18 protein-coding genes are annotated in these 19,787 nt (G+C 73.1%); 12 read left to right on the top strand and 6 right to left on the bottom strand.

The window, feature by feature from the left end; translation table 11 throughout:
* Positions 1-26: 26 nt before the first annotated feature.
* Positions 27-998 carry a substrate-binding domain-containing protein gene (locus ACFY9V_RS29165; RefSeq protein WP_391120132.1) on the bottom strand — a complete coding sequence of 324 codons (972 nt, stop codon included), beginning with the start codon at positions 996-998 and terminating at the stop codon, positions 27-29.
* A gap of 253 nt (positions 999-1,251) precedes the next feature.
* The gene (locus tag ACFY9V_RS29160; RefSeq protein WP_391049502.1) at positions 1,252-2,085 is read right to left on the bottom strand and encodes a UTRA domain-containing protein; all 834 of its coding nucleotides are present in this window, start codon (positions 2,083-2,085) and stop codon (positions 1,252-1,254) included.
* A gap of 131 nt (positions 2,086-2,216) precedes the next feature.
* Between ACFY9V_RS29160 and ACFY9V_RS29155 the strand changes: the two genes are divergently transcribed.
* The 5 genes from ACFY9V_RS29155 to iolD all read left to right on the top strand — a co-directional run bounded on the left by ACFY9V_RS29155 (position 2,217) and on the right by iolD (position 8,004).
* The gene (locus tag ACFY9V_RS29155; RefSeq protein ID WP_391163624.1) at positions 2,217-3,257 is read left to right on the top strand and encodes a Gfo/Idh/MocA family oxidoreductase; all 1,041 of its coding nucleotides are present in this window, start codon (positions 2,217-2,219) and stop codon (positions 3,255-3,257) included.
* Positions 3,258-3,318: 61 nt separating this feature from the next.
* On the top strand, positions 3,319-4,167 hold the full coding sequence (locus ACFY9V_RS29150) for a TIM barrel protein (protein WP_391049498.1): 849 nt from the start codon (positions 3,319-3,321) through the stop codon (positions 4,165-4,167).
* On the top strand, positions 4,164-5,249 hold the full coding sequence (gene iolC / locus ACFY9V_RS29145) for a 5-dehydro-2-deoxygluconokinase (protein ID WP_391163623.1): 1,086 nt from the start codon (positions 4,164-4,166) through the stop codon (positions 5,247-5,249). The genes ACFY9V_RS29150 and iolC overlap by 4 nt, the downstream gene beginning before the upstream one ends.
* Positions 5,246-6,142, top strand: coding sequence for a 5-deoxy-glucuronate isomerase (iolB, locus tag ACFY9V_RS29140; protein WP_391163622.1), 897 nt, complete (start codon positions 5,246-5,248; stop codon positions 6,140-6,142). Before iolC ends, iolB begins: the two co-directional genes overlap by 4 nt.
* Positions 6,139-8,004 (top strand): 3D-(3,5/4)-trihydroxycyclohexane-1,2-dione acylhydrolase (decyclizing), encoded by a 1,866-nt coding sequence (gene iolD, locus ACFY9V_RS29135; RefSeq protein WP_391163621.1) that lies wholly within the window; start codon positions 6,139-6,141, stop codon positions 8,002-8,004. Before iolB ends, iolD begins: the two co-directional genes overlap by 4 nt.
* Here the strand turns inward: iolD and ACFY9V_RS29130 are convergent.
* A complete protein-coding gene (locus tag ACFY9V_RS29130; protein WP_391163620.1) occupies positions 8,001-9,134 on the bottom strand; it encodes a Rieske 2Fe-2S domain-containing protein in 1,134 nt (377 codons plus the stop codon). The genes iolD and ACFY9V_RS29130 overlap by 4 nt on opposite strands.
* Positions 9,135-9,321: 187 nt before the next feature.
* On the opposite strand from ACFY9V_RS29130, the gene ACFY9V_RS29125 reads away from it, so the two are divergent.
* The 4 genes from ACFY9V_RS29125 to ACFY9V_RS29110 all read left to right on the top strand — a co-directional run bounded on the left by ACFY9V_RS29125 (position 9,322) and on the right by ACFY9V_RS29110 (position 13,473).
* Entirely contained in the window at positions 9,322-9,867 is a 546-nt protein-coding gene (locus ACFY9V_RS29125; RefSeq protein ID WP_188285437.1) for a CchlQ, read from the top strand.
* A 181-nt stretch (positions 9,868-10,048) separates the two neighbouring features.
* Complete coding sequence (locus tag ACFY9V_RS29120) at positions 10,049-11,596, top strand: lysyl oxidase family protein (RefSeq protein ID WP_391163619.1); 1,548 nt, start codon at positions 10,049-10,051, stop codon at positions 11,594-11,596.
* 111 nt (positions 11,597-11,707) lie between these two features.
* Positions 11,708-12,607, top strand: a complete 900-nt coding sequence (locus tag ACFY9V_RS29115) for an aminoglycoside phosphotransferase family protein (protein ID WP_391163618.1) — start codon at positions 11,708-11,710, stop codon at positions 12,605-12,607.
* A 47-nt stretch (positions 12,608-12,654) separates the two neighbouring features.
* A complete protein-coding gene (locus ACFY9V_RS29110) occupies positions 12,655-13,473 on the top strand; it encodes an arylamine N-acetyltransferase (RefSeq protein ID WP_391163617.1) in 819 nt (272 codons plus the stop codon).
* Here ACFY9V_RS29110 and ACFY9V_RS29105 read toward each other — a convergent pair.
* Positions 13,445-13,795, bottom strand: a complete 351-nt coding sequence (locus tag ACFY9V_RS29105) for a hypothetical protein (RefSeq protein ID WP_391163616.1) — start codon at positions 13,793-13,795, stop codon at positions 13,445-13,447. The genes ACFY9V_RS29110 and ACFY9V_RS29105 overlap by 29 nt on opposite strands.
* 407 nt (positions 13,796-14,202) lie before the next feature.
* On the opposite strand from ACFY9V_RS29105, the gene ACFY9V_RS29100 reads away from it, so the two are divergent.
* The 3 genes from ACFY9V_RS29100 (at position 14,203) to aroA (ending at position 17,416) form a co-directional block, all read left to right on the top strand.
* Positions 14,203-14,826: a bifunctional 4-hydroxy-2-oxoglutarate aldolase/2-dehydro-3-deoxy-phosphogluconate aldolase gene (locus ACFY9V_RS29100; RefSeq protein ID WP_355339016.1), complete on the top strand. Its 624-nt coding sequence runs from the start codon at positions 14,203-14,205 to the stop codon at positions 14,824-14,826.
* 56 nt (positions 14,827-14,882) lie between these two features.
* On the top strand, positions 14,883-16,082 hold the full coding sequence (locus ACFY9V_RS29095) for a cytochrome P450 (RefSeq protein WP_391163615.1): 1,200 nt from the start codon (positions 14,883-14,885) through the stop codon (positions 16,080-16,082).
* Between the two features lie 98 nt (positions 16,083-16,180).
* The gene (gene aroA, locus ACFY9V_RS29090; protein WP_391163614.1) at positions 16,181-17,416 is read left to right on the top strand and encodes a 3-phosphoshikimate 1-carboxyvinyltransferase; all 1,236 of its coding nucleotides are present in this window, start codon (positions 16,181-16,183) and stop codon (positions 17,414-17,416) included.
* Positions 17,417-17,466: 50 nt separating this feature from the next.
* On the opposite strand, the gene ACFY9V_RS29085 is transcribed toward aroA, so the two are convergent.
* Positions 17,467-18,291 carry an AIM24 family protein gene (locus ACFY9V_RS29085; protein WP_391163613.1) on the bottom strand — a complete coding sequence of 275 codons (825 nt, stop codon included), beginning with the start codon at positions 18,289-18,291 and terminating at the stop codon, positions 17,467-17,469.
* A gap of 93 nt (positions 18,292-18,384) precedes the next feature.
* Positions 18,385-19,692 carry an ROK family protein gene (locus tag ACFY9V_RS29080; RefSeq protein ID WP_391049477.1) on the bottom strand — a complete coding sequence of 436 codons (1,308 nt, stop codon included), beginning with the start codon at positions 19,690-19,692 and terminating at the stop codon, positions 18,385-18,387.
* Between the last annotated feature and the right edge of the window lie 95 nt (positions 19,693-19,787).

Genomic DNA, 19,787 nt, shown 5'->3' with positions numbered 1-19,787 from the left:
GTCCGGGGTGCGCGTGCTCTGCCCGCTCAACGGGTGCCCCGCTTGGTGTACGACAGCAGGGCTTCCGCGTCGTCCTTGGTGACGATCTGCGGCCCGGTCAGGACGGGCTGGCCGCCGCCGAGGGTGTCGCCGTTGTAGCGGTACAGCCACAGCAGGTCGATCGCCTCGTAGCCCTGGAGGTACGGCTGCTGGTCGACCGCGAAGCCGATGGTGCCCGCCTTGAGGGAGGCGGCGACCTGCGCGTTCAGGTCGAAGGTGTCGACCTCGGCGGAGGAGCCCGCCTGGTCCTTGGCCTTGACCGCGGTGGCCGCGAAGGGCGCGCCGAGGGTGACGACGGAGTCGATGCTCTTGTCGGCCTGGAGCTTGGCCTGGACGGCGGACTGCACGTCGGGCATGTTCGTGCCGTCGACGTAGAGGTTGTCCATCGTCCCGGAGAAGGTGGCCTTGGCGCCCGCGCAGCGCTGCTCGTGGCCGACGTTGCCCTGCTCGTGGAGCACGCACAGGGCGTGCTTCCTGCCGCGCTTGTTCAGCTCGTCGCCGACCGCGCGGCCCGCGATGGTCTCGTCCTGGCCGATGTGGCCGAGCGTGCCGAATTCCTTGGACTCCTGCGAGCCGGAGTTGATCGTGATGACCGGGATACCGGCCTTCTCCGCCTTGAGCACGACGGCCTTCATCGCGTCGGGCTTGGCGAGCGTGACGATCAGCCCGTCCACGTGCTGGTCGATGGCGGCCTGGACGAGCTGCGACTGCTCGTTGGCCTGGTCGCTGTTGGAGTAGAGGAACTTGATGTTGTCCTTGTCGGCGGCCTGCTTGGCGCCGCTCTGGACGATGTCCCAGAAGGTGTCGCCCGCGCCGGAGTGGGTGACCATCGCGAAGGTCCAGTGCGGGGTGTTGACGGCGGAGCCGTTGGCCGCGGCCTGCTTGGCCCGGTCCTCCGCGCGCTTGCCGCCGGTGCTGCTGCACCCGGCCAGGCAGACCGCGCCGAGCACCGCCGCCATCAGCACGCCCACCACCCGTGTTCCCGCCCTTGCCATCGCCACGAGGCCCTGCCTTTCCCTGCGGTTCCTGTTACTGCCGGGATGAGAGTGTTGCGAGCGACCATCCCGGCGGCCCAAGTATCCGTCAAGGGGTACGGCGCGATGCCCGGCGGGCCGGTGCGGCGGGTTGGCGGGGGTGCGGTAGAGGGTGCCTTCCCGGAGTCGGCGAGGGGGTCCGTACGCGGTCGGCGGGCGTCTTCGCACCGGTCCTGCCTCAGGCTCTGACCAGCAGCCGGAACTCGAAGGTGTAGCGCGAGGCCCGGTACAGATGGGAGCCGAACTCGATCGCGCGGCCCCGGTCGTCGTACGTGGTGCGCTGCATCGTCAGCAGCGCCGCGCCCGGCGGCTCGGCCAGCAGCCGGCTCTCCTCGGCCGTGGCCGCGCGGGCCCCCACGGTCTGCTCCGCGCTGTGCAGGGTGATGCCGTGGTGCCGCATCAGCGCGTACAGACCGTTGGTCTCCAGCTCGCCGGTGGCCGGTTCCAGCAGGTCGCAGGGGAGGTAGTTGCACAGGTACGCCATCGGCTCGCCGTGGGTGAGGCGCAGCCGGTGCACGACGGCGACCTGGCAGGACTCCGGCAGGCCCAGGGCGGCGGCGACCGCGGCGGGCGCGGGCCCGCGGGCGTTCGCGAGCACCCGGGTGCTGGGGTGCCGGCCCGCGGCGAGCAGGTCGTCGTACAGGCTGCTCAGTTCCAGCGGGCGGGCGACATGGCTGTGCACCACCTGGGTGCCGACGCCCCGGCGGCGCACCAACAGGCCCTTGTCGACCAGCGACTGGATGGCCTGCCGGACGGTCGGCCGGGACAGGCCGAGCCGCGCGGCCAGCTCTATCTCGTTGCCGAGCAGGCTGCCGGGGGCGAGCGCGCCCTCTTCTATGGCGGCTTCGAGCTGCCGGGCGAGCTGGAAGTAGAGCGGTACGGGGCTGGCGCGGTCGACGGCCAGCCGCAGATCGCGGTGGACGGGCCGGGCCTGCGGGCGCCCACGGCCGGGCGGCACGGCTTCGCGGCCTGGTTCGTGCGGGGGTGCGTGCGTGGGCTCCTGCTTGGGCACGGAGGGAGCGTATCGGCCACCCATGATCACCGGAAGTCCTTATGTCCGGACAAAGCGTTGACAGGGGGCGGGCGGCGCGGGAGGTTGGGACAGCGCGCACGTCTCCCGCGGTGAAGGGGCAAGTAGCAGCTATGCGGATCGGACTCATCGGCGCCGGGCGGATCGGCTCCTTCCACGCCGCCACGCTGGCCGCCCACGAGGACGTCGACGAGGTGACGGTCGCCGACACCGAGGCGGTACGCGCCCGGCAGGTCGCCGCGTCGGTCGGCGGGCGCGCGGCCCTTTCGGTGGACGCGCTCTTCGACAGCGCGCCGGACGCCGTCGTCATCGCCTCCGCCACCGCGTCGCACGCCGCGCTGATCACCCGCGCCGCCCGCGCCGGTGTCCCCGCCTTCTGCGAGAAGCCGGTGGCGCTCGACCTCGCCGGTACGGTGGCCGCGCTCGACGCCGTCGAGGCCACGGGCGCCGTGCTCCAGATCGGCTTCCAGCGGCGCTTCGACGCCGGGTACCGCGCGGCGCGCGAGGCCGTACGGGCGGGCAGGGTGGGCCGGCTGCACACCGTGCGCACCGTCACCTCTGACCCGGCGCCGCCGCCGGCCGCGTACGTCCCGCTCTCCGGCGGCCTCTACCGCGACTGCCTCATCCACGACTTCGACGTGCTGCGCTGGGTCACCGGCCGGGAGATCACCGAGGTGTACGCGGCGGGCGCCAACGGCGGCGACGACTTCTTCCGCGCGGCGGGCGACGCCGACACCGCGGCGGCGCTGCTCACCCTGGAGGGCGGTGTCCTCGCGACGGCGACGGCGACCCGCTACCACGGCGCGGGGTACGACGTCCGGATGGAACTGGCCGGGACCGACGACCAGATCGCGGTGGGCGTCGGCCCGCGGACGCCCTTGCGCTCGATGGAGCCGGTCGCGGTCGCGGCCCTGCCCACGGCGCCCTGGCCCGGCTTCCTCGACCGTTTCGCCGCCGCCTACCGGGCCGAACTGGCCGCCTTCCTGCGCGTCGTACGCGGCCTGGAGCCGAATCCCTGCGAGGGTCGGGAGGCGTTGCGCGCGCTGCTCGTCGCCGAGGCGTGCGAGGTCTCGCGCCGCGAGAGACGTCCGGTGACGGTCGCCGACGTGGGCATGCGCGTACGTGAGGGCGACGTGAGCGGAGTGGTGGCGTGAGCCGGGCAGGACGGCGGCGCCCGCGGGGCGGGGTCCACGGGACACCGGAGGTGGTGACGGCATGAAGCGGGAGCGGATCGCGGGGGCGCCGATTTCCTGGGGTGTGTGCGAAGTGCCCGGCTGGGGGCACCAGTTGACGCCCGAGCGGGTGCTGGCGGAGATGACGGAGCTGGGCATCACCGCCAGTGAGTTCGGGCCCGACGGCTTTCTGCCGGGGCCGCTGCTGGCCGCCCACGGCGTCACCGCGGTCGGCGGCTTCGTGCCCGCCGTGCTGCACGATCCCGGCCACGATCCGCTGCCGGACATCCGGGCCGACCTCGACCGTTTCACCGCCGCGGGCGCCCGCACGCTCGTCCTGGCCGCGGCCACCGGGCTCGACGGCTACGACGAACGTCCCGCCGTGTCGGCCGACGGCTGGCGCACCCTGCTGGACCGGCTCGACGCCGTCACCGACCTCGCCGCCTCGCTCGGCGTCACCGCCGCCCTCCACCCCCATGTCGGCACCGTCGTCGAAGGGCCCGCCGAGGTCGACCGCGTCCTCGACGGCAGCCGGATCGGGCTCTGCCTCGACACCGGGCACCTCCTCATCGGCGGCACCGACCCGGTGGCCCTGGCGCGCCGGGCCGCCTCCCGCGTCACGCACGTCCACCTCAAGGACGTCGACCCCGCCGCCGCCGACGCCGTCCGGGACGGCCGCACCACCTACACCTCCGCCGTCCAGCAGGGCCTCTACCGCCCCCTCGGCGAGGGCGGCCTCGACCTCAGCGCCCTCATCACCCACCTCGAATCCGCCGGCTACCCCGGCTGGTACGTCATGGAGCAGGACACCGTCCTGACCGCCCCCCCACCCCCCGGCCAAGGCCCCCTCCCCGCCATCCGCGCCTCCCTCCACTGGCTCACCCACCAATGACACCCCCCACCGACAAGAGGCACATCTCCCCGCTCCCTGAGGGCGGGGCGTATGACGTGGTGACGTTGGGGCGGGTGGGGGTGGACCTTTATCCCGAGCAGAGCGGGGTGGGGCTCGCGGAGGTGCGGACGTTCGCGAAATCGCTCGGCGGGACGGCCGGAAACGTGGCGGTGGCAGCGGCCCGTCTCGGGCTGCGAACGGCCGTGCTGACGGGCGTGGGTGACGACCCGTTCGGCACGTACGTCCGCACGGCGCTCAAAGGCTTCGGCGTGGACGACAAGCTGGTCACGACCGTGCCCGGGGTGCAAACCCCCGTCGTGTTCTGCGAGTTGTTCCCGCCCGACGACTTCCCGATCTACTTCTACCGGCGCCCGGTCGCGCCCGACCAGTGCCTCGAACCGGACACGCTGGACCGCGCGGCGGTCAGGACGGCGCGGGCCCTGTGGATCACCGGCTCGGCCCTGGCGGTGGAACCGACGCGCTCGACCGTCTTCGCGGCGCTGGACGCCCGCGAGGGCGGCGAGGTGTGGTTCGACCTGGACTGGCGCCCCGGCTTCTGGGAGGACCCGGCGCAGGCCCCCGCGCTGTACGCCCGCGCGCTGGCGTACGCGACGGTGGCCGTCGGCAATCTGGACGAGGCGGAGATCGCGGTCGGCAGCCGCGACCCGGAGACGGCGGCCGGGCTGCTGCTGCGGCGCGGCGTGCGGACGGCGGTCGTCAAGCAGGGCCCGGCCGGAGTGCTGGGCAGAACCGCCCGCGAGCAGCACTCGGTGCCGCCGGTCCCGGTGAAGGCCGTCAACGGCCTCGGGGCCGGTGACGCCTTCGGCGGAGCCCTGTGCGCGGGCCTGCTGTCCGGGGAGCCGCTGCCCGACGTGCTCCGGGCGGCCAACGCGGCCGGTGCCCTGGTCGCCTCCCGCCTGGCGTGCGCCGACGCGATGCCGACCCGCCGGGAGATCGACGAGCTGCTGCGCGAGCCCGCGCCACCCACCGTGCTCGCGCCACCCACCGCGCCCGGCACGCCCACCGCGCCCGGCACGCCCGCCGCGCCCGCCGCGCCCGCCGAAGGAGTTGAGCCCCAGTGACCCATCTGGCCGCGGGCACCGCGGAAAAGGACGGCTTCGACCTGTGGGTGGATCCGGCCGTCGCGGGCTGGTCGTACTCGTCCCTGCGGACCCTGACCCTGGCGCCGGGCGCCCTGCGCCGCTTCGCGGCCGGGGACAGCGAGTGGATCGTGCTGCCGCTGGCGGGCGGCTGCGCGGTGACGGTGACGCAGGCCGACGGCACCGAGGCCGCCTTCGAACTGCGCGGCCGGGTCAGTGTGTTCAGCGGCGTCAGCGACTTCGCGTATGTGCCGCGCGACGCGGAGGTCACCGTCGTCAGCCCCGGCGGCAGCCGCCTGGCGCTGGCGGGGGCGCGCTGCGAGCGGCGGCTGCCCGCGCGGTACGGCCCGGCCTCCGCGGTGCCGGTGGAGCTGCGCGGGGCGGGCGGCGCGAGCCGCCAGGTCAACAACTTCGCGGCGGCGGGCGTCTTCGCCTGCGACCGGCTGATCGCGGTGGAGGTGCTGACACCGGGCGGCAACTGGTCGTCGTTCCCGCCGCACAAGCACGACGAGGCGGGCCCGCACGAGTCGGTCCTCGAAGAGATCTACTACTACGAGTTCGGCGGCGGCCCGGCCGCGCTTGGCTACCAGCGCGTCTACCCCTCCCCAGCAGGTGCCACCGACGTCCTCGCCGAAGTCCGCACCGGCGACGCGGTGTTGATCCCCGACGGCTGGCACGGCCCGAGCATGGCGGTCCCCGGCTACGACATGTACTACCTGAACGTGATGGCGGGCCCCGGCGCCGAACGGGCCTGGCTGATCAGCGACGACCCGGCACACGCGTGGGTCCGCGCGTCATGGGCGGACCAACTCCCCGACCCCCGGCTGCCGTTGTACGCGCCGCCGGTCACGAAGCAGGAGGGCGGCACCGTATGAGCGTCAGACTCACCGTCGCACAGGCCCTCGTCCGGTTCCTGTCCGTCCAGTTCACCGAGCGGGACGGCGTGCGCCACCGGTCGGTGGCCGGGATGTGGGGCATCTTCGGGCACGGCAATGTCGCGGGCGTCGGCCAGGCGCTGCTGGCGGCCGGGCCCGAGGCGATGCCGTACCACCAGGGGCGCAACGAGCAGGCGATGGTGCACGCGGCCGTCGGCTACGCCCGGACCCGGCACGGGCTCTCGGCGATGGCGTGCACGACGTCGATCGGTCCCGGCGCGACCAATCTCGTCACGGGCGCGGCGCTCGCGACGATCAACCGGGTGCCGGTGCTGCTGCTCCCCGGTGACGTCTTCGCGACCCGCCCCGCCGACCCGGTGCTCCAGCAGCTCGAAGTGCCCTGGGCGTACGACATCACCGTCAATGACGCGCTGCGGCCGGTGTCGCGCTGGTTCGACCGGATCTGGCGGCCCGAGATGCTGCCCGCCTCGCTGCTCCAGGCGATGCGGGTGCTGACCGACCCCGTCGACACGGGCGCGGTGACGCTGGCGCTGCCGCAGGACGTGCAGGCGGAGGCGTACGACTGGCAGGACGAGCTGTTCCGCGAGCGGGTCTGGCAGGTGCGGCGGCCAGTGCCGGACGCGGACGCGGTGGCCGAGGCCGCCGCCCTGCTGCGCGGCGCGCGTCGGCCGCTGATCGTCGCGGGCGGCGGGGTGCGGATCTCCGAAGCGGCGTCCGCGCTGGCCGAGTTGGCGGCGGCGACCGGCATTCCGGTGGCCGAGACGCAAGGAGGCAAGGGCGCGCTGCGGTGGGACCATCCGCAGGCGCTCGGCGGCATCGGGCACACCGGTACGGCGCCCGCCGACGCGGCGGCGCGGGAGGCCGACGTGGTGCTCGGCGTCGGCACCCGGTGGACGGACTTCACCACGGCGTCCGGTGCGCTCTTCGCGCCCGACGCGCGCTTCGTCAGTCTCAACATCGCCTCTTTCGACGGCCACAAGATGGCCGGACTGGCGCTCGTCGGCGACGCTCGGGCCGGAATCGCCGCCCTGGCCGCCGAGTTGACGGGCCATCAGGCACCGGGGCGGACCCCCGACGCGCGCCGGGCGCTGGCCGACTGGCGGGCCCGTACGGACGCGGCCTTCGGTGACGGCGGCGGCGAGGGACCGCCGTCGCAGAGCGAGGTCGTCGGGGCGCTGGACGCGGTGCTGCACGACCGGGACGTGGTGGTCAACGCGGCCGGTTCCCTCCCGGGTGACCTGCACAAACTGTGGCGGGCGCGGGACGTGGGGCAGTACCACGTCGAGTACGGCTTCTCCTGCATGGGGTACGAGATCCCGGCCGCCATCGGCGTGAAGCTGGCGGCGCCCGACCGCGAGGTGTTCGCGCTCGTGGGCGACGGCACGTACTTGATGCTGCCGACGGAGGTCGTGACCGCCGTCCAGGAGGGCGTCCCGATCAATGTGGTGATCGTCCAGAACCACGGATACGCCTCCATCGGGGGCCTGTCCGAGCAGGTCGGCGCCGAACGCTTCGGCACCGCCTACCGGTTCCGCGCCCCTGACGGGTCCTTCGCGGGCGAGCCGCTGCCGGTGGACCTCGCGGCCAACGCCGCCAGCCTCGGCCTCGAGGTCTTCACCGCCCGTACGGCCAAGGAGTTGCGCGCCGCGCTGGCCGCCGCCCGCGAGTCGCCCCGGGCGACGGCCGTGTACGTCGAGACCGACCCCGCGCGGCCCGGACCCGGCGCCGAGGCGTGGTGGGACGTCCCGGTCGCCGAGGTGTCGGACCGCCCGGCCACGCGGGCCGCCCGCGAGGCGTACGACCGGGCGCGCCCGGCACCCGGGACCCGGCCCCGTCTTTAGGGCCTGTCCGCGGGGCCTTGGGCCGGGCCGCCGCATGCGGCGGGCGGGATCGGCACGCCCTTGCGGGCGAGGAGCGACTTGAGGGACTGGATGATCGGGAAGACCTCGTTGTTGAGGTCGGCGCCCTGGCTCTCGTAGGCGCGCTGTTCCGCCTCGACGATGACGCGGTCCTGGCCGAAGATGCCCTCGGTGAAGAGCGTGATGACCGGCCACAGCAGGTGGATCACGCCGGGGACCGGGGGCTTTTGGATCATGATCAGGCCGTAGGTGTGATTGTGGTGCTGGGCCTGGTCGGTGGGCATGTAGGCGTTCCACAGGTCGAGGGCCGGGGGCTCCTCGCGCTTGCCGTCGGTCCAGTACCGCAGCGTCTGGTACGGGTAGCCGGTGCGGATCGTCATCAGGTCCGCGTACTTGTCGTCGTTGCCGCTGCCGATGATCAGGCGCTCGCCGAGGGACTGCTTGCCCTCGGTGCGCGAGAAGGAGTAGTCGGCCTCCAGCCAGTCCTCGCCCTCGCGGACGTCCAGCAGCTTGGCCCGGATCCGGCCCATCAGACTGCGGTGCAGGAACTGGTGGTTCATGTCCATCAGGTTCTCGTGCATGAACGAGTAGTGGCAGGCGATGTCCCGGTCGAGCACGCGCGTCTTGTACCGGCGGTCGGCGTACGAGGGCAGTTCCGGCATCGGCGTGACCTCGGCCAGTTCCTGATCGCCGGGGAAGACGAAGACGAATCCGTACGCCTCGCGGCACGCGTAACTGCGCACGCCGTTGGGCAGTTTCCGCTTCCGGTCCAGATAGGGGATGTTCACGCACGCGCCCGTGCGGTCGTACGTCCAGCAGTGGTAGCCGCAGAGCAGCCGCTCGTCCTTCACCACGCCCATGCTCAGCGGGACCTGGCGGTGGGCACAGCGGTCCTCCAGGGCGTACGGCGCGCCCTTCTCCGGCCGGACCAGGACGATCTCCGTCCCGGCGTACTTCACGGCCAGCGTCTTGCCGCTCTTGAGGTCGCGGGACCGGGCGAGCGGATACCAGAAGTCCGGGTCGAGTCCGGTCGTGCGGGTGGTGGGGACGTCCTCCTCCGGTGCCACGTCGCGGTATTTGCGCAATGGGGGCTTCGTCTGCGGGAGCGTCATACCAGAAATACGAACGTACCGGTCAGTACGTTCGCGTGGCGGCCTCACCAAATCGTCATGACTTGGTCAAGTCCGCGTCCACGCGTAGATTTCCGGTGCCGATGTCGTGATCATCTCCGGGACCGCGGCGGAATTCCGCCGGGCCCGGTACGGGGACCGGCGGCGCGGAACATCACTGGGGGCAGATGTGGACTGGGGAACGCTCGTCGCGACGCTCAGCGGCGGTGGCATCGCCATTTCCGGCACCGTGCTCGCCGACCATTTGCGCCGCCGCCACGAGGACGGCCGGGGCACCGACGCGCGGCGCCGGGCGGTCTACATCGACTTCATCAGCGCCACCGGGGTCTGCCACGCGGGCCTGCGCCGGATCGCCCAGAATCCGGGCGCGGAGCCGGACGTGGACGCCGCGTCGCGCGCCGCGCTCGACGACGCCGGGATCTACGAGGCGCGCGAGCGGCTCTTCATCGACGCCTCCACCGCCGTCGCGGGCGCGGGCCAGGCGATGTTCGAGCACCTGCGCGCCGTTCAGCGGGCGGTCGCGGCGGGGGCCGCTTCGACGTCCGTCGCCTTCCACGACGTCTATCACCCCTATCTCGGCGCGGTGTGGACCTACCGGGTGGCCGTGCGCAGGGAGTTGGAAGGTCTTTCCCTTTCACCGGAGGCTTTCGGCTGGTCCGAGTGGGACGGCAAGGACCGGTGCCCGATCTGCCGGGCCGCGCTCGGCGCGAGCTGATGACCCCGCTCGGCGCGAGCTGATTCCGGAACGGGCACACGGCGCGGCCCGCGTACACCCGACATGCCGTAAAGGCATTATCAGGACAGAAATTGGCGTTCTTTCGCCCGCGCGGCAACCTGTGCGCGCTCGCGTCCCTGTTCGCAGGTAGACCCAACCGCACCTGGACGCGAGGAATTCGATGACGCATACCCAAGGCAGCCGACGTCTCAGGCGCTCGGCTCTCGTGGCCGCGGCGGCTTTCGCCGTGGTCGCGGGCGGCGTCGGCGCCGCACCCGGCGCCGGAGCGGCGACGCCCGTGACCCCCAAGCTGAAGCTGGTGGCCGCCTCCACCTCGGTCACCGCTGACCGCTACGACGGCGACACCGGCGTCTACCTGGACCTCGGCGCGTACCTCACCGCCGACAAGGCGCCGTTCGAACTCCGCGTGACCCGTAAGTCGTACAAGGACCCGGTGGTCGTCGCGCAGGTGACGCGCGGCGGCTCGAAGACGGTCACGAAGAAGCTGCCCGCAGGGCTGGTCAAGGACTTCGCCGGGCTGCCGGGCTTCCTCCAGGTGACCATCACCGACAGCAAGGGCGTGAAGGTCGCGAGCACCAGCGACACCTTCTGCCCGAACTCCGCGTCGGGCCGCATCCGTCCGGACGCCCCGGCCACCTCGCCGTACCCGGACGGCTGCTCCGACAACCCGTTCACGCTCGGCTCGGTGTGGGGCGTCCAGAAGGGCTGGGCCGCGGCGGCCTCGCAGGGCATCGGCCCGGACGGCGGGGTCGACCTGAAGGCCGGCACGTACACCGCGAAGATCTCCGTGGCGAAGAAGTACCGGGACGTGTTCGGGATTCCGAACGACCAGCCGACGGTGAAGGTGACCGTGCGGACGGTGCAGGACGGGTCGGGCGCGGCGCGGTCGCGGCTGTCGGCCGCGCTGCCGGGCGGACAGCCGCGCGCGGGCTCCGCGCCGGGCACGCTCAGGGCCGCCGCGCACCGGCCGACGGGCGCGGCGGGCGTGCCGTCCAACGTGCCGAAGCCGGACCTGCGGGCGCTGCCCGCGTACGGCATCGCGATCACCGACGGCAGCGACGGCGGTGAGGGCGACGCCCCGGCCACCGGCACCGACTACCTGGCCTTCAGCGCCACCGTGTGGGACGCGGGCCCGGCGCCGCTGGTCGTGGACGGCTTCCGCACTCCCGGCAAGGAGAAGATGGACGCCTACCAGTACTTCTACGACGCCAAGGGCAAGCAGGTCGGCTACACGCCCACCGGCACCATGGAGTGGGACCCGCGCGTCGGCCACCAGCACTGGCACTTCTCGGACTTCGCCAGCTACCGGCTGCTGAGCTCCGACAAGAAGCTGATCGTCCGCAGCGGCAAGGAAGCCTTCTGCCTGGCCAACACCGACGCCATCGACTACACGGTGAAGAACGCCAACTGGCACCCGAACAACACCGATCTGGCGACCGCCTGCGGTGAGCACAGCGCGCTGTCGGTGCGCGAGGTGCTGGACGTCGGGAACGGCGACACGTACTCGCAGTACCGCCCGGGCCAGTCCTTCGACATCAGCAAGCTGGCGAACGGCACGTACTACATCCAGGTGATCGCCAACCCCGACCACCGGCTCAAGGAGAGCAGTTACGGCAACAACGTGGCGCTGCGCAAGGTGATCCTGGGCGGCACGCCGGGGCACCGCACGGTCAAGGTGCCCGCGTACGAGCTGGTCAACGCGCCCTGATCCAGCGCGCGTTGACCGTCCGGGGTCCGGCCGCCTCCCCTCCTCGCGGCCGGGCCCCTCTTTCGCGTCCTTCGCGTCCTTCGCGCGCGGGCCGCGGGCTAGGGTGACGTGATGGTCGAGATTCCCGAGGACTTCGCGCGCGGCACGGTGGCCCGGGAGGCGGACCGGGGCCGCGAGTGGATCGCCGGGCTGCCGACGCTCGTCGACGAACTGCTCCAGCGCTGGGACTGCGTACCGGAGGCGGCCGTCGTCCACGGGCAGGTCGGCGTGGTGCTGCCCGTACGCGACGGCGAGGGCCGGTCCGCCGTCCTCAAGGTCTCCTTCCCCCACCCCGGGAACGTCCACGAGCCGGACGCCTTCGCCGTGTGGCGCGGGCGCGGTGCCGTCCGGCTGTACGCGCGCGACGACGCGCGGTCCGCGATGCTGCTGGAGCGGGCCGAGCCGCGCTCGCTCGCCGAAGTCCCCGACGTGGACGAGGCGGTGGCCCTCGCGGGCGCCCTGGCGCGGCGGCTGGCCGTGCCCGCGCCCGCCGAACTGCCCAGGCTGCGCGACCAGGCGGAGCCCTGGGCGACCGAACTGCGCGCGGACCTCGCCGAGTTGGCGCAGCCGCTGCCCGCCCGTACCGTCGACGCCGCGCTCGCCACCCTCGCGGAGCTGGGCCCCGACCAGCCGGACACCCTCGTCCACGGCGACCTGCACTTCACCAATGTGCTGGCCTCCGCACGCGAGCCGTGGCTGGCCATCGACCCCAAGGGGTACGTCGGCGACCCGGCGTACGACACGGCCACGCTGCTGCGCGGCCGCTACGAGGACCTGCTGGCCGCGCCCGACCTCAAGGCGGCCCTGCTGCGCCGCGTCGCGGTCTTCGCCGACGCGGCCGGGATCGACCGCGAACGGGCCCGCCGCTGGGCGCAGTACCGCGCGGTGACGGCCGCCGTGTGGGGGCGGCGGCACGGTGATCCGGACTGGGTGGTGCGGGCCACGGATGTCCTGGCGGACCTGCTCGTCTGAGGGCCGGGATCACCGATGCCGGGGCGGGCGGACGTATAAAGGAGCGCATGGACTCCTCGCAGGCCGACGCCTACCTCCAGCGCATCGGGGCCGAACGGCCCGCCGTCCCCGACGCGGCGGGGCTGCGCGAACTGCACCTGCGGCACCAGCTCGCCGTCCCCTTCGAGAACCTGTCGATCCACCTCGGCCAGGACATCGTGCTCACCGAGCCCGCGCTCTTCGAGAAGGTCGTCACGGACCGACGGGGCGGATTCTGCTACGAGTTGAACGGCGCCTTCGGCGCGCTGCTGCGCTCGCTCGGCTACGGGGTGGAGCTGCTGGCCGCGCGGGTGTACGGGAAGGACGGCCGCGTCGGGCCGCCGTACGACCATCTCGCGCTGCGGGTACGGACGGCGGACGGCGAGACGTGGCTGGCCGATGTCGGCTTCGGCCGCCACAGTCACTTTCCGCTGCGCTACGCCGAGCGGGGTGAACAGGGCGATCCGGGAGGGGTGTTCCGGATCGCGGACGCCGATGCCGACGCCGACGCCCACTCGGACGCGGGGGATCTTGTCGTCGTGCGCGACGGTGAGCCGCAGTATCTGCTGGAGCGGCGGCCCCGGCTGCTGGCGGACTTCGAGGCCACCTGCTGGTGGCAGCGCACCTCGCCCGTCTCGCACTTCCGCACGTCCCTCATCTGCTCCCGCCTCACCCCCCAGGGGCGCGCGACGCTCAGCGGGCGCACCCTCGTCCTCACCGCCTCCGGCACGCGCGAGGAGCGCGAACTCCCCGACGCCGAGGCCGTGCTCGCCGCCTACCGCACCCATTTCTCGCTCGACCTCCCCCGCGAGCCCGCCGTCACCCCACCCACACCGCCCGCAGCGTGACCTGCTCCGGGGCGCGCCGGCTGTGCGGGCGCAGCGTCGCGTACCCGCCGGTGCAGTCCGCCCCCGTATAGACCCGCACCGTCTCCCCCGTCTCGTTCCACGGCGCGTACGCCGCCCCGTACGCCCTCGGCCCGATCACCTCCGGCAGCACGAGGCACTGCCCGCTCGGCGGGTCGGTCAGCACACTGGTCAGCGGCCCCTGCCGCGTCATGAACGTGTACGAGAATCTGCCGGTCGCGGCTGCGGCGCTTCCGTCCGGCAGACACGTCGCTGCCGCGAGCAGGCCCGTCGTCACGGCGACGGCGGCGGTACGCGTGCGCATGCGGCCCCTCCCAAGGTCGGCTTCTCCGCCCCCGAAGCTACGGCTGACGCCGTCCTCTCCCCGCAAAACCGTTCCCCCCGGCGAGCCGCCGCCATCTGGGACACAGGAAGGTGCGTTCCCCGCGCCCCTGAAAAGATCAGCTCACCGCCCACGGCAACGAACCCGCCAGCGCCCCGCCCTGAAGGATGGGTGCGGGGCGGAACAGGGGGCAGGCTTACCGCAGGTCTCATGCTCCTCTCATGTCACGTTGCGGTGACAGCTGCCCCCACCCCCGGCGAAAGGCGAGGCGGCTGCCGGTACCGTGCTGATCGCGTGCACCGCCCCACCGGCGCACGGTCCGTTCGCGCCCGCGCGCTTCGGTGCGCCCGCGCAGCAGCCCGCAGCCTCAGGAAGGACGGCGATACGCCGTGTACCGCTGGGAAACCACGCGAGCCGCACTGGCGCAGCGGGTGTTCGCCACGATCCGTAGCGAGAGTTACGACCAGGCGGCGGCAACGGCGGACACGCTGCTGTCCGCGGGGCTGACGACGCTGGAGATCTCGCTGACGACGCCCTTCGCGCTGGAGGCGGTGACGACGCTGGTGCGCGAGGTCGGGGACGACGCGGTGATCGGCGCGGGGACCGTACTGGACGCGGTGTCGGCGCGGATGGCGATCGACGCGGGCGCGCGGTTCCTGCTGTCGCCGAGCCTGGACGAGGACGTGCTGAAGACCGGCCACCGGTACGGCGTACCGGTGTTCCCCGGGGTCGCCACGCCCGGCGAGGTGGTGCGGGCGATGGAGCTGGGCGCGGACGCGCTGACGCTCTATCCGGCCACCTCGTTCACCCCCGCGTGGGTCACCGACGTGCTGGCGATCATGCCGCAGGCGGCCCTGCTGCCCTGCGGCGGCATCACCGTGGCCGACGCGCCCTCGTGGGTCGCGTCGGGCGCCGTCGCGGTCGGCATGGGCTCGGCGCTGACGTCGGGCGACCGCGAGACCGTGACGAAACGGCTGACCGAGCTCCTGGAACGGCTGGCGGACACCGTCTGAACGCCGTGTCCCCTGGTTAGGCTGGTCCGTGGGGGACGCGGACCCGAGGGGGAGCTGTGAGCACACCGGAGACGGTGGATCTGCATGTCTACGCCCGCGCGTACGGCGAGGACTTCACCGCCGACCCGTACCCCGTCTACGCGCGGCTGCGCGAGCGCGGCCCCGTCCACCACGTCCGGACGGCGGACACCGGCGCGATGTGGCTGGTCGTCGGGCACGACGAGGCGCGCGCCGCGCTCGCCGACACCCGGTTGAGCAAGAACTGGCAGTCGCTGCTGCCCGACGGCGACGTCTCGGGCGGCTTCGCCAGCCACATGCTGGACGCCGACCCGCCCCGGCACACCCGGCTGCGCAAGCTGGTGTCACGGGAGTTCACCCCGCGCCGCGTCGAGGCGCTGCGCCCGCGCGTCCAGGCGATCACCGACGACCTCGTCGAGGCGATGCTGCCCGGTGGGAGCGCCGACCTCGTCGACGCCCTCGCCTTCCCGCTGCCGATGACCGTCATCTGCGAACTGCTCGGCGTGCCCGACCTGGACCGCAAGGCGTTCCGCGGCTGGTCCAACGAGATCGTCGGCCCCACCGGCCCCGAGGCCGAGGCCGACGCGGTCCAGGCCATGTCGGAGTACCTGGTCGAGCTGATCGAGGACAAGCGGTGCGCCGCGCCGCGCGACGACCTGCTGAGCGCGCTGATCCGTACGCGGTACGAGGACGGCGACCGGCTCTCGTCCGACGAACTGGTGGGCATGGCCTTCCTGCTGCTGGTCGCCGGGCACGAGACGACCGTCAACCTCATCGCCAACGGCGTCCTCGCCCTGCTCCGGCACCCCGACCAGCTCGCCGCCCTGCGCGCCGACCCCGGACTGCTCGACGGCGCCGTCGAGGAGATGCTGCGCTACGACGGTCCGGTGGAGACCACGACCTGGCGGTTCGCCCGCGAGACCCTGGAGATCGGCGGCGTACGCGTGCCCTCGGGCGACTCCGTCCTGATCGCCCTCGCGTCCGCCGACCGCGACCCCGGCCGCTATCCGGCGCCCGACACGTTCGACATCCGCCGCTCCCCACAGGGGCACCTCGCCTTCGGCCACGGCATCCACTACTGCCTCGGCGCGCCGCTGGCCCGGCTCGAAGGCCGGATCGCCGTCAGGACCCTGCTGGACCGCTGCCCCGGCCTGGCGCTCGCCGCCGACCCGGCCGCCCTGACCTGGCGCCCCGGCCTCCTCATCCGCGGTGTGCACCGCCTCCCGGTGACCTTCTGACCGCTCTCCCCGGCCAGGGCCCGTGCGGGGGCAGGCTCTAGAATCACGGCGGCGGCCGAGCCGTACGCGCGCGCCCCTTACCTGCCAGGAGGCACCCCGTGTCAGTCGTCGCCGTCCCCGGTTCCAAGTCGGTGACCGCCCGGGCGCTCTTTCTCGCCGCCGCCGCCGAGGGCACCACTGTGCTGCGCCGGCCGCTGCTGTCGGACGACACCGACGGGTTCGCGGAGGGCCTGACCCGGCTCGGGTACCGCGTCGAGCGCGATCCGCAGGCGTGGCGGATCACCGGCCGCCCGTCGGGGCCCGCCGTGCCGGAGGCCGACGTGTACTGCCGTGACGCCGCCACCGCCGCCCGCTTCCTGCCCGCGCTGGCCGCCGCGGGCCACGGCACGTACCGCTTCGACGCGTCCGCGCAGATGCGCCGCCGCCCGGTCGCGCCGCTCACGACGGCGCTGCGCTCGCTGGGCGTGGACCTGACGCACGAGGAGGCCGAGGGGCATCTGCCGCTGACGGTGGTCGCGGACGGTCTCAAGGGCGGGGCGATCGACCTGGACGCGGGGCTGTCGTCGCAGTTCCTGACGGCGCTGCTGCTCGCGGGGCCGCTGATGGCCGAGGGGCTGCGGATCCACGTCACGGACCTGGTCTCCGCGCCCTATGTGGAGATCACGCTGGCGATGATGCGGCGCTTCGGCGTCGAGGTGGCGCGCGAGGGCGCGACCTTCGTGGTGCCGCCGGGCGGCTACCGCGCCGTCGACTACCCGATCGAGCCCGACGCCTCCACGGCCAGCTACTTCTTCGCCGCCGCCGCGCTGTCCGGCCGCACCGCGACCGTGCCGGGGCTCGGCGCGGACGCCCTCCAGGGCGACCTGCGCTTCGTGGACGTCCTGCGGTCGATGGGCGCCGACGTCGAGATCGGCCCGGACGCCACCACCGTCACCGGCACGGGCCGCCTGAGCGGTCTCACCGTCAACATGCGGGACATCTCGGACACGATGCCGACGCTCGCGGCCATCGCGCCCTTCGCCGACGGGCCGGTCCGTATCGAGGACGTCTACAACACCCGCGTCAAGGAGTGCGACCGGCTGGAGGCGTGCGCGGAGAATCTGCGGCACCAGGGCATCACGGTCACCACGGGACGCGACTGGATCGAGATCGCGCCGGGGACCCCCGCGCCGGTCGAGATCGCCTGCCACGGGGACCACCGCATCGCGATGAGCTTCGCGGTCGCCGGGCTGCGCACGCCGGGCACCACCTTCGACGAGCCGGGCTGCGTCAAGAAGACCTTCCCCGACTTCCACTCCTTCTTCGCCTCGGTGCGCGCCGACTGGGGCGTGTGACCGACACTCCGTGCCGGACCCCGCCCCGGCCGGAACGGCGGCGGCCGGGGTCAGCCCGCGTGCGTGGAGAACAGACCTCCGGTGGGCCCCTGCTTGTCGCCGCCCTGGGACTTCTTGAGGGCGTTGGCGAGTCCTTCGATCGTCATGGACTGGAGGATGACCCGGCCGTTGCCTTCGAGGGTGGCCAGGGACAGGCCCTCACCGCCGAAGACGGCGTTCATGACGCCCTGGCGGTTGAGGCCGCCGATGCGCTGGACGCCGTACTGGATGCCCTCCTCGAAGGCGACGATGCAGCCGGTGTCGACCTCGATCCGGCCGCCGAACTCGGCGGGGTTGAGGTCGATGAAGTTGCCCGCGCCCGCGATGATCACGGTGCCGGTGCCGGTGAACTTCTCCAGGACGAAGCCCTCGCCGCCGCTCATGCCCTGGCGCCCGCCCGCGAAGGCGATGCCGAACTGGACGGTGGACTCGGCGGCGACGAAGGCGTCCTTCTCCGCGAACCAGGCGCGTGAACCGGTCAGTTCGAGGGCGCGCATCTCGCCGGGGAGCACACCGGCGAAGCCGACGGTGCCCTCCCCGCCCGAGGCGGTGAAGCACTGGAAGGCCAACGACTCCCCGGCCAGGGCGCGCTGGCCGACCTGCATGGCGGTGCCCATGGCCTGCCGGAGCATGCCGCCCACACCGGAGCCGCCGGAGCCGGACCCGGAACCTGCGCCTGAACCGCCCGAGCCGGGGCCGCCCAGCCGCGTCTCCATCGCGACGTTGGCCGTCTTGAACAGGAACTTCCCCGCCTCGCAGTACACCGTCTGGCCCGGGCTGAGGGTGCAGACGGCCATCTGCATGGCGTTGCCGACGATCTGCTGCTGGAGGGTCACAGCGGTACTCCTAGGACGACGGGCAAAGGCGCGGCGGGCGGGTGGCCGCCGGCCCGAGCGTAGCCCCGGCGCGGCACACCACCAGCCTCACCGTCAACGTATCGCCCGCGCGATCCGGTTCCGCGCCGGACCCGGACCGCCGAGTGCCGGGCCGCCGCCGTCGGGCCCTGCGGGCTGCGCGGGCAGCCGTACGGTCCGCTCGCCGCCCGCGTCGAGGAAACGGGCCAGCGGCAGTGTCGCGGCGCCCACGGTGACCGCGTCGGCGCCGAGCCTGCCCAGTTCGATGGAGGTCTGCGCGCAGGGGTGGTGCAGGGAGTACGCGGCGGCGACCTCGCGGACGGTGGGCAGCAGCCGGGGGCCGAGCAGCAGTCCCGCCCAGCCGCCGATGACGATGCGCTGCGGGTTGAAGAGGTTGATCAGGTCGGCGATCCCGGCGCCGAGGTATTCGGCGGCCTCGGCGAGCAGTCCCCCGGCCTCGGGGTCGTGGTCGGCGGCGGCGATGAGCGCGGCCAGGCCGGTCTCCTCGCTGACCCCCGTGGGCGCCGACGGCCAGCGGCCGAGCAGTGCCTCGGCGCCGACGTACGCCTCCAGGCAGCCGCGTGAGCCGCAGCGGCAGGTGCGCCCGCCGACCCGCAGCGTGGTGTGGCCCCACTCCCCCGCGCTGCTGCTCGCGCCGCGGTACGGGGTGCCGTCGGCGACCACGGCCGCGCCGACGCCGGAGCCGATGAGGGCGATGACGACGTTGCCGGAGCCGCGTCCGCCGCCGAACCACATCTCGGCCTGGCCGAGGGTCTTGGCACCGTTGTCGATGTAGAGCGGAAGGGCGGTCCCGGCGCGCAGCAGGCGGCCGAAGGGGACGGCTTCCCAGCCGATGGTCTGGCCGTGCACGACGACGCCGTCGCCCTCGCCGGGCGCGTTGTCGCCCTGCTCGACGATGCCGGGGACGCCGATGCCGACGCCGAGCACCTCGCTGTCGTCGATCCCGGCCTCGCGGACCACGGACTCGATGCCTTCGAGCGCGAGCCGTACGACGTGGTCGACGTCGTGGCCGCTGTCGGACAACGGCAGGTCGGCCGCGGCCCGTTCGGTCAGCGCGAGGTCGAACAGCTCGACCCTGACGCGGGTCTCGCCGACGTCCACGCCGACCACGTATCCGTATCCGGCGGAGACCTGGAGCAGGATGCGCGGCCGGCCGCCGTCGGACTCGACGGCACCCGCCTCCTCGACCATGCCGTCGGCGATCAGCTCGCCGACGACGTTGCTGATCGACCCGGCGCTGAGGCCGGTGTCCCGGCCCAACTCCTGGCGGCTGAGGGGTCCCTCGAAATACAAATGACGCAGAAGCGATGCACGGTTGCCCCGCCGCAGGTCACGCACTGTTCGCTTGCCGCGTTCAGCCACTTTGTCGCCCTCCCGTCTCGTCCGGCGTGAATCTATCGCTGCACAGGGTCTTGACGCCACCTTTTCTCACAAGTTAAATCACGGCCTGAATTAAG

This window comes from Streptomyces sp. NPDC008317 (assembly GCF_042955955.1).
Taxonomy (GTDB): domain Bacteria; phylum Actinomycetota; class Actinomycetes; order Streptomycetales; family Streptomycetaceae; genus Actinacidiphila.
The sequence above is the reverse complement of the archived record's forward strand: the minus strand, read 5'-3'. Positions and strand labels throughout refer to the sequence as shown.

Excerpts from the sequence above, each read along its gene's own strand:
- ACFY9V_RS29110 (WP_391163617.1), top strand. The coding sequence starts at position 12,655 with ATGGACTCCTCGCAGGCCGACGCCTACCTCCAGCGCATCGGGGCCGAA.
- ACFY9V_RS29115 (WP_391163618.1), top strand. The coding sequence starts at position 11,708 with ATGGTCGAGATTCCCGAGGACTTCGCGCGCGGCACGGTGGCCCGGGAG.
- ACFY9V_RS29150 (WP_391049498.1), top strand. The coding sequence starts at position 3,319 with ATGAAGCGGGAGCGGATCGCGGGGGCGCCGATTTCCTGGGGTGTGTGC.
- ACFY9V_RS29105 (WP_391163616.1), bottom strand. The coding sequence starts at position 13,795 with ATGCGCACGCGTACCGCCGCCGTCGCCGTGACGACGGGCCTGCTCGCG.
- ACFY9V_RS29155 (WP_391163624.1), top strand. The coding sequence starts at position 2,217 with ATGCGGATCGGACTCATCGGCGCCGGGCGGATCGGCTCCTTCCACGCC.
- ACFY9V_RS29130 (WP_391163620.1), bottom strand. The coding sequence starts at position 9,134 with ATGACGCTCCCGCAGACGAAGCCCCCATTGCGCAAATACCGCGACGTG.
- ACFY9V_RS29165 (WP_391120132.1), bottom strand. The coding sequence starts at position 998 with ATGGCGGCGGTGCTCGGCGCGGTCTGCCTGGCCGGGTGCAGCAGCACC.
- iolD (WP_391163621.1), top strand. The coding sequence starts at position 6,139 with ATGAGCGTCAGACTCACCGTCGCACAGGCCCTCGTCCGGTTCCTGTCC.
- iolC (WP_391163623.1), top strand. The coding sequence starts at position 4,164 with ATGACACCCCCCACCGACAAGAGGCACATCTCCCCGCTCCCTGAGGGC.
- ACFY9V_RS29120 (WP_391163619.1), top strand. The coding sequence starts at position 10,049 with ATGACGCATACCCAAGGCAGCCGACGTCTCAGGCGCTCGGCTCTCGTG.